We start from the raw sequence: 13,421 nt of genomic DNA, 5'->3' as shown, positions 1-13,421 counted from the left end.
CTACTTTGCTTCTTTTAAGCCATGATTCATTCCTTCTTCTTCAATTTCCTCTAAAGTATGACCCTTAGTTTCAGGAACAAAGAAGCGAACAAATAAGACACCTAAAATACAAATAACACCAAAAATTCCAAAGACCATTTCTTGTGACATTGAAGCAGTCATCATTGGAAATAGTAGACCAACAGCCCAAGAACCAATCCAGTTTAATGAAGATGCTAATCCAGAAGCACGTCCTCTAATTGCAAGTGGGAAAATTTCTCCTACCAGTACCCAGGTTAATGGTGCCCAAGTGAATGAATAAAATGCAACATAGATACATAAGAACACAACAATCATCATTGGATTAGTATGCGGCGCAATACTATTAATTACGGATGGTAATAAAAATGAAAGACCCATAATTGTTCCGCCAAGCATTAATAATGAACGACGCTTAAACTTTTCTGCAATCGCAATGTAAACAAGCGATCCCGTAACCAAAATAACACCTTGAATAATTGGCCACATTAGTGCTGAACTAGCTGCACTGCCAGTAGCCTTTTGCACGATTAAAGGAATGTAATAAAAGATAGCATTCGCACCCTGAAATTGTTGAAAGGCTGCTACACCAACACCAGCGATAACCAGATAGCGATATTTGCTGCTAAATAGTGATCCCCACGTGGTCTTTTCTGATGCTGAATTTTCTTTTGCAGAAGCTGACTTTATCTCAAGGATTTCGTCATCAATTTCCTTGTCACTTTTTCTGATATATGAAAGTACTTCACGAGCTTCGTCTTCTTTACCATTCTTAATTAAAAACCGTGGTGATTCTGGTAATTTGACAACACCCAAAAATAGAATAATTGCTGGTACAGCTGCTAGCCCTAACATCAGTCGCCAATTCCACGGAGTTGGTACACCTTTCAAGATAAAGTCCATAATATAAGAAAGCAGCATTCCTGAAGTAATCATCGTCTGATTTAATCCAGATAAACTACCACGAGCATTAGCAGGTGCCATCTCTGACATGTATGCTGGTACTAAGGCTGAAGCTGCCCCTACAGCAAGTCCTAGTAATATTCGAATAATAATTAAATACATGGAACCATTATGTGGTGCAACCATCGATAAAATTGAAAACAACGCAAAGATGATTGCTGAAACTAGAATCATTTTTCTTCTACCAAATTTATCGGAAAGTTGTCCGGCGGCAGCACCACCAAAAATAGCACCAAACATCACAGCGGAAGTAATCCAGCCAACAATTGATGCATTAGTTAAGTTCCAATCATTTTGTAAGAATGGCAAAGCACCTGTCATAACGCCAATATCATAGCCAAACAAAATACCGCCAAATGATCCAAAGAAGTAAATAAAACTACTTGGTATTTTCTTTTTTTCTTGTACCACTTGAAAAATCCCCCTTATTAATATTCTATCCATTTCTTGTAAGCATTTTCATTATAGAACATTTATTTTGATATTCAACCTTTATAAAAATTCATTCGAATGATTTTTGGCATAAAAAAAGACAAAAAAGTGGCTTAAATTCAACAAAAATTGCATCACCGATTTTTTATTTATTTTTTTCTGGGTCATTTACACACACTTTATCAGTTGGTATCTGTGATATAATGATTGATATTATCTGCATACATGCTTTCTATGTTTCTTTTTTTAAAAAACACGATAAATAATAATCAAATAAATTCATGGAGGAACCTCAGATGAAGAGTGATTATCTTGCAATTAAAGAGACTCTTAAAAATGAAATAACTTTTGGTGATTATAAGGTTAACCAAAAGTTACCCACAGAAAATGATTTAATTAAACAGTTTGGTAAATCACGTTATGCTGTTCGTAAAGCATTATCTGAATTGCAAGATGAGCATTTGATCTACAAGGTTCAGGGTAGCGGCATGTTTATCCAAGATTGGAATAAAAAATGGCAGGTTAATCCCGAAAGTAAGACAATTGGATTGATCTGTACTCATATCGCAGACTATATTTTCCCCAAGATAATCTCACAGATTGATACTGAAATCAGTACAAAAGAATACTCCCTTCTCATCGCTAACACGCATAATCACCCCAAAAAAGAACGTGAAAGCTTAATTAAAATGCTTGATTCACAAGTAGCAGGGCTAATTGTTGAACCAAGCGAAAGTGCTAAGCCTAGTCCTAATCTCGACATCTATAAACGAGTCGCTAAGAGTAAAATTCCACTCTTGTTCATTAATGCTGAATACCCTAAGTTAAATTTTCCATCAATCACAAATGATGATGAAGCAGCAGAAACAGAACTCATCAAATACCTACTTAGTATGGGACATCAGCGAATACTAGGAATATTTCAGGTAGATGATCTTCAAGGTGTACACCGAATGAACGGCTTCATGAAAGCTTACCAGGAGACCAGCTCGAATCTCTCTAACAGCAGTATTATCATGTATAATTCTCATGATCCTTTTCAAACAATCAGTAAAAAAATAGCCTTTTACCTAAAAGATGGTCAAAGACCGACGGCAATCGCTTGCTACAACGACAGCTTGGCATTATTAGTCTTAGATATGCTCAAAAAAATGCAGTTGAAAGTCCCAGAAGATATTTCACTAGTTGGCTTTGATGATTTTGACTCAGCCGCATACTTAACTCCCAGCTTGACAACTATGAATTACGAGCGAACCTCTGTTGGTAAAGAGGCTGGCCAAGGTATTTTGAAATTGATTCAAGGTAAAAAACTTAATTCCATTGTTCATCATCCTAAATTAAAAGTAAGAGCTTCTGTTGCTGCACCTAAAGAAAAATAAATCAACCAAAAAAACGTATGGTCTTATGCCATACGTTTTTTATCGCTATTTTAAATTATTATTTAGCTTTTTCAAGTGAATCCTTAACGGCTTCTTTAATCGCCTTACTTGTTTGTGAAGCACCAGATACCGCATCAACGTCATAAGTGTTAGCTGCAATCATTTTCTTAGGAAGTTCTTGAACTGCCTTCAGTCCATAATCATCGCTCTCAGTTTGCTTCAATACTTCAATATCGGCAATCTTACCATCATCGCTAAGCGTGGTCCGAACAACTACGCCATCGCCCATTCCTTGATTACTGTAGCCAAGGTATTGGTTTTTACTAGTTGAATACTTTTGATGATCTTCATCACTAGTTGCATCAAAGTTAGGATTAATACTTACATCATTTAAGTTAATCCCACCTGAAACTGGCAATTCTTGCTTAACAGCTGCCGCATTTTCACCAGCAATCTTACCAGAGATCAGACAGTCAGCTACATTACCACCAGTAGTATATTTATTAACAAATGGTGCGCCCAATTCACCTGCTTCATACAAGTGCGGAATAGGTTGGTTATCAGGATCAAGTACTTGGGCATGATCATCACGCCGTCCCCCACCTTGTGTATTTAGCATATTTTGTCTTAAAGCAATGGCATAATATGGGCCATTCTCACTAAATTTGCGTAAAGTTTCAGGTTCGCGATGAAAGGCGTAATCCTTTCCTTGCTCAGCCATAAAATTAAACTCTGCAATGGTATTAGTAAGTGTCTCTGGTTTTTTACCAATCTTTTGCGCTAATTCAGTTATCGATGATGCCTTAATCGCTTTTTCCAAGAAACCTGGAACTTTCAAGCCATCGTCTGGTTCATTCTTGAGTTCATCGTATTTTTGTTGGTCAAAAATCATGTACGGATGGTTTTGGTTCAACGGCACAACCCAATCACCATGATTATAAATATGACCATGACGGTTCATCTCTGCTTCGTTAAAGTAACGCGTACCGTCATCACCAACAACAATTACACTACCAGTGGAGCTTTCTTGCCAAAAGACATTCAGAGCGTACGTTGAACGCGCACCTTCTTCTTGTCTTAATGACAACCCGTGGAATTGCCCCAGTGACTCAAATGAACGCATATTCCATAATTGTGCGTTTACTTCTTCGAGCATCTTAATGCCGTCACCCTTGTTGTACAAAGTACCAATTGGTGACAAGTAAGAGGATTGCAAGAAGCCTTGAATCATATCTTTATTATTTTCAAAACCACCAACAGCTAAAACAACCCCATTGTTCACTTTAATATTGCGCAAAACGTGGTCACGCTCAATTTGCACACCAATCACCGTTTTAGTAGCACCATCTTGAATCAAATGCTTGGCAGGTGAAGCATACCAAACGTCAATTTTATCGGATCGGTCTAAAACTTTTTGCCGTAAAATCTTCCACAGCGCTGCATCATCAACACCACTATGTACTAAATAGGCATCATAAGAATCAGCATCAAGTAATTCTGGATATTCTGTCACATAAGCAGTTGACGGCGTATTAGCCAGCAGCTTTTTCATGCTAACAGGTTCAACGTCTAAATATTTTCTAAAGTAATCGCCCATGTTAGCCATGCCTTCAATTAAAGCATTGAAAACTTTTTTGTCAGGCTTTAATGGTGCCGCAAGATGTTCGTGATAATTTTTCAAGCCTTCAAAGTCAGTCCCGGCACCGACCATTTGACCTGAATACCTTGTATTACCACCTTCATGTCCTTCTGGAGCACTGTCTACTAATAAAACTTTTGCGCCATTATCTGCCGCAAACCTTGCTGCAGTAGCACCAGCACCACCGAATCCTAGAACGGCAACATCATAAACTGCATCCCATTGAAATTTTTGATTATTAACCATAAGTAAACCTCCTATCAGTAATTTCTTGTTCACGCTTTCATTAAATACTATAATTGGTAATATGTGAAATACTTAATTATTAAAATCAATATTACAAAATAGGCATAGGTAAATATTAATGAACAATCGCTTATTAATTTTTCTGGAAACATTAGAAAACAGCAATTCAATTTCGGAAGCCGCGCAAAAATTATACTTGAGTCAGCCCTATCTTAGCCGTGTCATTAAAAAGTATGAGCAAAAATACAATGTTATTTTAGTTAAACGCGACACTAAACCAATCAAATTAACGCCAGCAGCACATCTATTAATTAAATATTTACGGAAAAACTTGCAGCTGCAACATCAATTAAAAGTAAAAATGAAGCAGTATGAAAAGAATTCTTTTCCCACCTTACAAATGGGAATTACGCCGCCATTAGGTGAAAAATTCAACTTAGTCGTATTGCCGCAATTATTTGCAAAATTTCCTAACCTGCAAACCAAAACTTTCGAATTAAGCACGGCAGATGCCGAAAAAGCCTTTCAGGATGGGCAATTAGATCTTTTTGTCGGCAATACGATTCTCTTACCAAATGTTAAAAATGAAAGCTTATACACTTCTGCACAAGTTTTGGTTCTAGGCCGGTACTCACATTTGTATGAAGCTGGTAAACGTGAAATCAAGCTGACAGCTCAGGATTTAAATAAAATCAATCACGAAAAATTTATCGTGACTGATGGCGAGCGCGGCTACCAGGCAATTATCAACAACTACTTTAGCAATATTGGCCTAGAATTTTATCCCACGATCCACGTTCGTGACTCTACAACAGCACTTAAATTAGCTGAACTAGGATTAGGAAACATGACAACCAGTATCGAAGCTGTCAACGAGCAAAAGCTATCCAATATCAACTATGTCCGTCTGCCTAGAAATGAAATTAACGTTAATTTTTCTATTTCCACAATTAAGTCGCAACCAAGGCTCACAGATGAAATTAAATATGCAACGCAAATTCTAAAAACAGATTTTGTTGATAAAATTATTTAATATCACAAAAAAGCCATGACTTCTTCACAGTCATGGCTTTTTAAGCATGTATTTATGTAAGAAAAAATGGCGATATTATAAATTATTAATTTGCTCTTCCAAGCTTAGAACCTCTAAGATATCCGTTGCACATTCAGCTCCCTTATTGCCAGATTTTCCACCAGCACGATCAGTTGCTTGAGCAACAGTGTCGGTCATCAAGACGCCGAACATTACTGGTACTGGACCATTAGCAGTGGCTGCTGCTAATTGTGACGCTGTACCTTCACAAACATAAGTGTAGTGGTCGGTTTCACCGCGAATAACTGCGCCCAAAGCGATAATGCCATCAACCTTACCACTTTTAGCCAAACAGTTAACAGTCCGCGAAATTTCATATGCCCCTGGCACATGAACAACAACAATGTTGTCACTAGGTACACCAGACATCTTCAATTGTTCTAAAGCGCCGCTAAGTAAGCGATCGGTCACAACGCCATTAAATTTGGCAACCACAATTCCAATTCTTTTATCTTGCTGTGCCACTAATTTTCCTGTCAGTTCTTTCATTTTAGTCTACCTCATTTAAAATATGGTTCATTTCGTGCTTTTTAGTGCTCAAGTATTGTCTGTTTTCCTCAGTGAGTCCAACTTCCATTGGAATCCGTTCCACTACCTGCACGCCAAAGTTTTCTAACTGGTCAACCTTATCTGGATTGTTGGTCATTAACTTAACTTCTGTGATGCCTTTTTGGCGTAAAATTTCGCCGGCAACATTATAGCGACGCGCATCAACCGGCAAACCTAATTGCTGGTTGGCTTCTACAGTATTCATACCTTCATCCTGCAATTTATATGCGCGCAACTTGTTTTCCAGACCAATTCCGCGGCCTTCTTGACGCAGATACAGCACGGCACCCGAACCATTTTCTTCAATTTTGGTCAAAGCTTCTGCCAGTTGAGCACCGCAATCACAGCGCTTAGAGCCAAAAACATCCCCAGTCAAACATTCACTGTGCAGCCGCAATAAGAGTGGCTCACCCGGTTTAATGTCACCTTTACTAATTAACAATGTTGGCTGCTTGTCTGGGTGCTTACTGTCTCTAAAGCCTTCAAGTTGGAAATGACCATATTTAGTTGGAAAATCAACTTTAGTGATGGATTCAATTGCCAAATCTTTATTTTCTTGCCGTTTACGGTACTCAATTAATTCCTCAATTGTTAGGTAAGGAATGCCTAAGCCTTCTGCCAATGCCTTTAAGTCCTTGCGGCGAGCCATCGTACCGTCTTTTTTAATGCATTCACAGATAAATCCAACTGGAGCCACTCCAGCTAAACGAGCTAAGTCAAGTGCGGCTTCAGTATGACCAGTCCGCTCTAAAACGCCACCTTCTTTGGCAACCAACGGAAAAACATGGCCAGGATGATAAAAGTCATCCCACTGACTATTAGGGTCTGCCAATTTTTTAATTGTTTTAGCCCGATCAAACGCGGAAATTCCCGTTGTCGTCTCGGTTGAGTCAACACTAAGAGTAAAGGCTGTGCCGAAAGTATCATTTGAGCCCGTTTCAAGTGGACTTAATTGCAAGCGGTCAGCGTACGCCTTACTCATCGGTACACATAACAAACCGCGAGCTTTAGAAATCATGGTGTTAACCATTTGCGGGGTTACCTTTTCTGCCAAACCGATCATGTCACCCTCAGATTCACGCTGTGGTGAATCTGCCACAATAACCAAGCCGCCGTTTCTCATATGATCAAGAATTTTGGCCATTTTTTCGTTTAGTTCGTCCTTCATTTTTATCCTCCTAAAATTCTTTTTTCCATGCCTGAATCTGCTTAACTGCGTAACGACCAATCATATCAACTTCGATATTAACGTGATCGCCAACTTGGCAATTAGCTAACGTGGTATTGGCAATAGTAAACGGAATTAGACTAACGCCAAAGACGTCGTTTTCTGCCATTGTGACTGTCAAACTAATACCATCAATTGCGATTGAGCCTTTTTCAACAATATACGGATCATACTTATGGGGCACTTGGAAGCGCAGCTCGATTGAATTTTCCGTTTCCGTACGCTTAATTAGTTCCGCCGTTGTATCAATATGACCAGCAACAATATGACCGTCAAGTGTGCTGTCGACACTAACCGATGGTTCCAAATTGACTAAACTGCCATTAGTAAGGTTGCCTAAGTTTGTTCGCTTCATTGTTTCTGGCATTACATCGACCGTAAACTCATCATTATCCCAAGCAGTAACCGTCAGACAAATGCCGTTGACCGCAATACTTGCACCAAGTGGCAGATTTTTTTGTGCCATTTTAGCTGAAGTAATGCCTAACTTGGCATGTTTTTCTGTAATATCTAAGCGCGTAATTTTACCCGTGCCTTGAATTATTCCTGTAAACATTTATCCTCTCTCCTTGCGCAAATACGCACATCTTGACCCAATTGTTGGACATTAAGAAGTTGATATTGCAATTTGTCACTTAAAGCTGGGCCAACTGCTGCTGGTAACCCGGTACCACCCAAAACTTGCGGAGCAACATAAGCAATAATTTCATCTGCTAGGTCAGCGGCAATAAATTCAGCTTGAATCTGACTGCCACCTTCAACCAGTAGTGACTGGATTTCACGCTGCGCAAGTAACGCCACAATTTTTTCTGGTGTCCATTTTTCAGCTGTCATACATTCAACATTTTCGCCTATTTTTTTAGTTAATGGCTGTTCACTAAGCAGCCAAATCTGTCCCGGTAATTGAAACAATTGCTTAGTAAAATCAAGTCGATTGGCATCCCGCGTGACTACAATCCTAATTGGCGGAATCGGCAAATTCTTGATCCTTACCGTTAATTGCGGATTGTCAATGCGTAATGTGTTAGCACCAATTAAAATCGCTTGATTACGGCACCGCAGTTTTTGGACATCAATTTGAGCTTTGTCCCCTGTTAAAAATGTCCGCTTCTGCTTAGGTTCATTAATTTTGCCGTCAAGTGACATCGCATACTTGAGCGTGACAAACGGGCGCTGTTTTTGATAGAAAAAGTTATAGCGCTCATATAACTGCTCTACACCGCCGATTACTTCGGTTTCAAGGCCATGCTCATTTAAATATTGCATCCCCTTGCCGCCGACAATTTGATGCGGATCTACTTGGCCAACTACCACGCGCTTAATGCCAACTTCCACTACCCGCTTAGCACACGGCGGTTGCTTGCCGTAATGGCTGCAAGGCTCTAGCGTGACGTACAAAGTCGCACCTTGCGCTAGACTTGGCTTAGCTAAATGTGACAACGTGTTAATCTCGGCATGTTCTTTACCATATTGGTGGTGGTAGCCTGTTGCTAGTACTTGCCCATCTTTAACCAAAACCGCACCAACAAGCGGATTAGTCCAGGTCGCACCCTGTGCTTTTAAAGCTTCATGAACGGCCATCTGCATGTAATCCTTGTCTTGCACTATCTTCACTTCCTAAATACACAAAAAAAGACCCCGTTGATTATTTCAACGAGGTCCATTCATTATTAACCAAATATGATTTCAGCGAAGTTCTCTTAAAACGACGCGAGTCAAATATTAGTCGTATTTGTTCTTCTCCCATCCAGACTTTAACTGTCGGTGCTAGACTCACACTAGCTCCACCGCGGTATACGCGGGTCACGGACTTCAACCTACTTAGACTGTCACCGTCGGTCAGGAATTACACCCTGCCCCGAAGAAACCGTATTCAATTACTTTAAGAATAAGCTAGGGGCTACTAAATGTCAATAGTTAAAGTTATAAAAGACTAGTTGCACCAATTAAAGATAGGCTTAATGACCTTGGCTCTAGTAATTTAGCTTAATAATATTTTCCAATCAGTCAAACTTACTGGCAAATTATTATTTTTAATAAAGTATTTTTTAAATGCCTTACCAAAGGCTAATTGTTCCTGGTCACGATGTTGATAGATGTCCCTGAGGGTCAAGCAAGCAGTTACCGCCAAGTTAACGGCCAAAATAATTAATAAACCAACCAATATGTATAACAGATAAAGCATCGTTCTACCTCTTTTGCAAATGTCATTCAGTATTGTACTACTTAAATAATACACTAAACCATAATTGCATAATTGTCAATCAATTATGTGAAATCGATTACAATTTTTCGTAAAAAAAGAAGAACCTGACGTTTTCAGATTCTTCTTTTTAACTTTAATACAGGTACTTTTTAGTAGCTTCTTTAGGATCCATCCCTGCACGTATTTTCAGTGACAATTCAATTGCCACATCGGCAATAATTGATTGGGGATCAATCACGTTGTATGGATGGTCCGGCGCCTTTTCCTGAGCCAAGGACAATTCCGTACAGCCAAGCAAAATCACGTTACAGCCATATTTATCATGCATTAATTGCAAAATATGATGGTATAAATCGTGATCGACCACGCCTTTTTCCTTGATATTAGCATAGATTAGTTTGGTTACTAGCGGCTGAATTTCTGGGCCGCCAAGTTCAACCTCGCGCCCAACTGCCTTAATTTCATCCGCATAAAGATGGTCATAAATTGAGCCTTCGGTTGCAATCAGGCCAATCTTTAGTTCATTCGGATACTTTTCAACAAATTGGTGCACGGCAATGCGCATCATATGCAAAAACGGAATATCCGTCAATTTAGCAAGATCATCGTAAAAATAATGCGCGGTATTACACGGCATAACGAAAAAGTCAGGTCCCAATTTTGCTTGTCCCAAAACATCTTCACGCAAATCTACCAAGCAATTAGGCTTAGTATGATCCTTGATATACGCTGTTCTGTCTGGAATTTGCGCATCGTTAACCAAAATATAATTCAGATAATCTTGATCCTTCGCAATTTTTACTCGATGATTCAATAACCGAACGTAGCTTTCAGTGGCGATCGTTCCCATGCCGCCAATAATACTAAAAAAATGCTTCATTTTTCTGCTCTTTTACTTATTAAAGTGCTCGCTTTGACCTTCCAATTCGTCAATGACTTGCTGGGCAACAACAATATCTGATGGATACGGGGTATCAATACCGCGCACCTTTTGAAAACCATCGGCACCCTTACCGCAAATTAACACAACATCGCCAGAATGAGCCATACTGATCGCATCATGAATAGCCTTCGTGCGATCAAGTTCAATCGTTACGTCAACTTTGGCATGATCGATACCAGCATCAATTTCTTCCGCAATATCTTTCGGATCTTCAAACCCCGGATCATCTGACGTTAAAAAGGCTTTGTCTGCGTATGCATTTAAGCTTTGGCTAAAACCAGGTCTGCGCGATACACCCTTGTCCCCAGGAGCACCAACGACCACAATAATTTTAGGATTATTGAATTCGCGCTGCATAAAGCTCATTAATGCCATCATTGATGCTTTATTATGAGCATAATCAACCACAATAATTCCGTGATCCTTAGTTACTTCCGTCTGCATTCTGCCCGGCACAGTAACGTTACTAATTCCCTTAGCAGCATCGGCATAATCTAACCCAGCTAACCCAGCACCGATAATTGCGGCAGTCCCGTTTGACTCGTTAAAGTCGCCCAGCATCTTCAACTTATAATCCCCAGCAATTGCTAGTTCCTTAGCCTTATCTGATGCACACAAAACTTGGAAGCGGGTTTCTGCCATATCACTTTCTTCTGAAGAAAAGCGGAAGTCAATCGGTGCCTTCAAATTAGGATTAGTGAATTTCTCATCCGCAAATAGATAAATACTGTCCGGATCTGTCGTCGTTGTTGCGGCAGCATAAATTTCATCAAAGTGATCACTTTGAGCATTGATGATACACTTACGTGCATTAACCATCAACTGCAATTTACAGTGCAGGTAATCCGCAAAGTTAGGGTGTTCATTTGGTCCAATATGATCCGGCGAAATATTTAAGAAAAAGCCCAAATCATAAGTTAAACCAAAGACGCGGTTCTTTTTATAAGCTTGACTGGAAACTTCCATTACCAAATGCGTCATCCCATTATCAACCGCGCGCCGCATATCACGGAATAAGTCCAGCGACTCCGGCGTTGTCAGACTAGACTTGAAGCTGTCTTCGGGTTTAGTCCCAACAACATCATTAACTGATGAAATCAGTGCCGTCTTACCACCGTTGACTTGATCCAACATCCCTTTTAGAAAGTATGCCGTTGTCGTTTTACCCTTTGTTCCCGTAATGGCCACAACAAATAGGTCATCTTGAGGAAAGCGGAAAAACGCTGCCGACAGCAGTGCCATCGCCTTAGAAACATCACGCACAATTAACGCGTGCATCCCCTTGCCCTCTGGATAAGGTTGCTCGGCAACATAACAATTAGCGCCATTATCCTTAGCCATTGATAAGTAAGTTGGCCGAAAGCCAGCACCCTTGCAGAAAAACAAGGTGTTAGTCTTAATGTCACGTGAATCGTATGATACATATTCCATCTTAGTCGCGACAGTATCTTGAACAGCACTTGATTTTAGCAAGTGGTGTTCTTTCAAAATTAAAATACAGGTATTTAAGGAAATACTCATTCTGTGCCCCTCTGTTTTTTTATCTCAGTCAAAATTATAACACAGCTAGCCAGTTGTTTTATCATTCTTTAAATCTAACGGCAATTGAATAATAAAGCGCGTCCAATTATCATCGGATTCGCAGCGGATTTTACCATGATGCAAATCGACAATGCTCTTAGTAATCGATAATCCCAAGCCTGTGCCGCCAGTCTGCGTATTGCGTGAGGTTTCCACACGGTAGAACCGCTCAAAAATTTTCTTCAGTGACGCTTGCGGAATCTTGGCACCGTTGTTTTCTACCCGCAATTCAACCTCATCGTCATTTACTAAATTAGCAATTAAGTTAATCTGACTTGCGCCAGTGCCATACTTAAGCGCGTTAGTAATCAGATTGTTATAAACGCGCACCAATTTTTCCGGGTCTGCCTGAATTGTCAAGTCCTTTGGGCGCACCTCAATTTGAAACTCGATGTTTTTCTCCTCAGCTTCAAATTCAAATCCTGCTTCTACTTGCTCTAACATTGAAAAAATGTGCAGCGGCGACAGATTTAATTTGGTCGTGGTTGATTTAAGCGTTGTGTATTCAAGTAAGTCATGCGCCAAAGACTTCATCTGCTCGGCCTTCGTGTAGGCAATATCCAAGTACTTTTGCTGGTCTTTTGGGTCTGACACTCCCGTTTTTAACAACCCTAAATAACCAATAATTGACGTTAATGGTGTCCGAATATCGTGCGAAACATTGCTAATCAGCTCATCTTTGGACTGCTCAATTGCCTTTTCCTCATTAATTGCGGTCACCGTACTGTCAACTAGGGAATTAATCGAGTCAATTACCTTCTGCAAGTCGGTCTTGACCTTAAAAGATATGCAATGATCAAAGTGGCCTTGAGCAATATAATGCAATTCCGAAATTACGTGACGTAGTTGCATCTGGTGGTAGCGCCGAATTAAGCGCCAATACAGCACAATTAAATCGCCGGCACCCATTAACAGCAAAAAGGTATGCTGCCACGACCACATATGCCGGCCGCCAAAAACCGTGATGGTCTTTTTAAGAAAGTAAATGCCATTAACTAAATTCTTATCGCGCAAAATCGTCAAATTGACCAAAATAATGATTGATAAATTAAGCAGCAGCAGCAATACCACCGTAATGACGCCTTCAGCAAACAGTTCGCTCTTTTCTGCAGCTGTTAACTTGACGCGTTCTTTTTTCATTTAA

12 protein-coding genes and 1 riboswitch are annotated in these 13,421 nt (G+C 39.8%); of the genes, 2 read left to right on the top strand and 10 right to left on the bottom strand.

The window, feature by feature from the left end; all coding sequences use genetic code 11:
- Positions 1-1,392, bottom strand: a complete 1,392-nt coding sequence (locus OZX63_RS01095; protein ID WP_277143875.1) for a sugar porter family MFS transporter — start codon at positions 1,390-1,392, stop codon at positions 1-3.
- 317 nt (positions 1,393-1,709) lie between these two features.
- On the opposite strand from OZX63_RS01095, the gene OZX63_RS01090 reads away from it, so the two are divergent.
- Positions 1,710-2,792, top strand: a complete 1,083-nt coding sequence (locus OZX63_RS01090; RefSeq protein ID WP_277143873.1) for a GntR family transcriptional regulator — start codon at positions 1,710-1,712, stop codon at positions 2,790-2,792.
- A gap of 58 nt (positions 2,793-2,850) precedes the next feature.
- Here the strand turns inward: OZX63_RS01090 and OZX63_RS01085 are convergent, their stop codons facing one another.
- Positions 2,851-4,677: an FAD-binding protein gene (locus OZX63_RS01085; protein WP_277143871.1), complete on the bottom strand. Its 1,827-nt coding sequence runs from the start codon at positions 4,675-4,677 to the stop codon at positions 2,851-2,853.
- A gap of 118 nt (positions 4,678-4,795) precedes the next feature.
- Here OZX63_RS01085 and OZX63_RS01080 point away from each other — a divergent pair, with 118 nt between their 5' ends.
- Complete coding sequence (locus OZX63_RS01080; RefSeq protein ID WP_277143869.1) at positions 4,796-5,710, top strand: LysR family transcriptional regulator; 915 nt, start codon at positions 4,796-4,798, stop codon at positions 5,708-5,710.
- A 75-nt stretch (positions 5,711-5,785) separates the two neighbouring features.
- Here the strand turns inward: OZX63_RS01080 and ribH are convergent, their stop codons facing one another.
- The 8 genes from ribH to OZX63_RS01040 form a co-directional block, all read right to left on the bottom strand.
- The gene (ribH, locus tag OZX63_RS01075; protein ID WP_277143868.1) at positions 5,786-6,259 is read right to left on the bottom strand and encodes a 6,7-dimethyl-8-ribityllumazine synthase; all 474 of its coding nucleotides are present in this window, start codon (positions 6,257-6,259) and stop codon (positions 5,786-5,788) included.
- Position 6,260: 1 nt separating this feature from the next.
- Positions 6,261-7,487: a GTP cyclohydrolase II gene (ribA, locus tag OZX63_RS01070; protein WP_277143866.1), complete on the bottom strand. Its 1,227-nt coding sequence runs from the start codon at positions 7,485-7,487 to the stop codon at positions 6,261-6,263.
- Positions 7,488-7,497: 10 nt separating this feature from the next.
- Positions 7,498-8,103 (bottom strand): riboflavin synthase, encoded by a 606-nt coding sequence (gene ribE / locus OZX63_RS01065; protein ID WP_277143864.1) that lies wholly within the window; start codon positions 8,101-8,103, stop codon positions 7,498-7,500.
- On the bottom strand, positions 8,088-9,152 hold the full coding sequence (ribD, locus tag OZX63_RS01060; protein WP_277143863.1) for a bifunctional diaminohydroxyphosphoribosylaminopyrimidine deaminase/5-amino-6-(5-phosphoribosylamino)uracil reductase RibD: 1,065 nt from the start codon (positions 9,150-9,152) through the stop codon (positions 8,088-8,090). Before ribD ends, ribE begins: the two co-directional genes overlap by 16 nt.
- 126 nt (positions 9,153-9,278) lie before the next feature.
- Positions 9,279-9,417, bottom strand: a riboswitch (FMN riboswitch).
- 111 nt (positions 9,418-9,528) lie between these two features.
- Positions 9,529-9,732, bottom strand: coding sequence for a hypothetical protein (locus tag OZX63_RS01055; RefSeq protein ID WP_277143861.1), 204 nt, complete (start codon positions 9,730-9,732; stop codon positions 9,529-9,531).
- 154 nt (positions 9,733-9,886) lie between these two features.
- Entirely contained in the window at positions 9,887-10,633 is a 747-nt protein-coding gene (locus tag OZX63_RS01050) for an amino acid racemase (protein WP_277143859.1), read from the bottom strand.
- 12 nt (positions 10,634-10,645) lie between these two features.
- Positions 10,646-12,217 carry a UDP-N-acetylmuramoyl-L-alanyl-D-glutamate--2,6-diaminopimelate ligase gene (locus OZX63_RS01045; RefSeq protein ID WP_277143857.1) on the bottom strand — a complete coding sequence of 524 codons (1,572 nt, stop codon included), beginning with the start codon at positions 12,215-12,217 and terminating at the stop codon, positions 10,646-10,648.
- 45 nt (positions 12,218-12,262) lie between these two features.
- A complete protein-coding gene (locus tag OZX63_RS01040; protein WP_277143856.1) occupies positions 12,263-13,417 on the bottom strand; it encodes a HAMP domain-containing sensor histidine kinase in 1,155 nt (384 codons plus the stop codon).
- Positions 13,418-13,421 lie beyond the last annotated feature (4 nt).

The sequence above is a fragment of the Lactobacillus sp. ESL0700 genome (genome assembly GCF_029392095.1).
Lineage (GTDB): Bacteria > Bacillota > Bacilli > Lactobacillales > Lactobacillaceae > Lactobacillus.
The sequence above is the reverse complement of the archived record's forward strand: the minus strand, read 5'-3'. Positions and strand labels throughout refer to the sequence as shown.

Coding starts and splice junctions, on each gene's coding strand:
- OZX63_RS01045 (WP_277143857.1), bottom strand. CDS start 12,217: ATGAGTATTTCCTTAAATACCTGTATTTTAATTTTGAAAGAACACCAC.
- ribH (WP_277143868.1), bottom strand. CDS start 6,259: ATGAAAGAACTGACAGGAAAATTAGTGGCACAGCAAGATAAAAGAATT.
- OZX63_RS01090 (WP_277143873.1), top strand. CDS start 1,710: ATGAAGAGTGATTATCTTGCAATTAAAGAGACTCTTAAAAATGAAATA.
- OZX63_RS01040 (WP_277143856.1), bottom strand. CDS start 13,417: ATGAAAAAAGAACGCGTCAAGTTAACAGCTGCAGAAAAGAGCGAACTG.
- OZX63_RS01085 (WP_277143871.1), bottom strand. CDS start 4,677: ATGGTTAATAATCAAAAATTTCAATGGGATGCAGTTTATGATGTTGCC.
- OZX63_RS01055 (WP_277143861.1), bottom strand. CDS start 9,732: ATGCTTTATCTGTTATACATATTGGTTGGTTTATTAATTATTTTGGCC.
- ribA (WP_277143866.1), bottom strand. CDS start 7,487: ATGAAGGACGAACTAAACGAAAAAATGGCCAAAATTCTTGATCATATG.
- OZX63_RS01050 (WP_277143859.1), bottom strand. CDS start 10,633: ATGAAGCATTTTTTTAGTATTATTGGCGGCATGGGAACGATCGCCACT.
- ribE (WP_277143864.1), bottom strand. CDS start 8,103: ATGTTTACAGGAATAATTCAAGGCACGGGTAAAATTACGCGCTTAGAT.
- OZX63_RS01080 (WP_277143869.1), top strand. CDS start 4,796: ATGAACAATCGCTTATTAATTTTTCTGGAAACATTAGAAAACAGCAAT.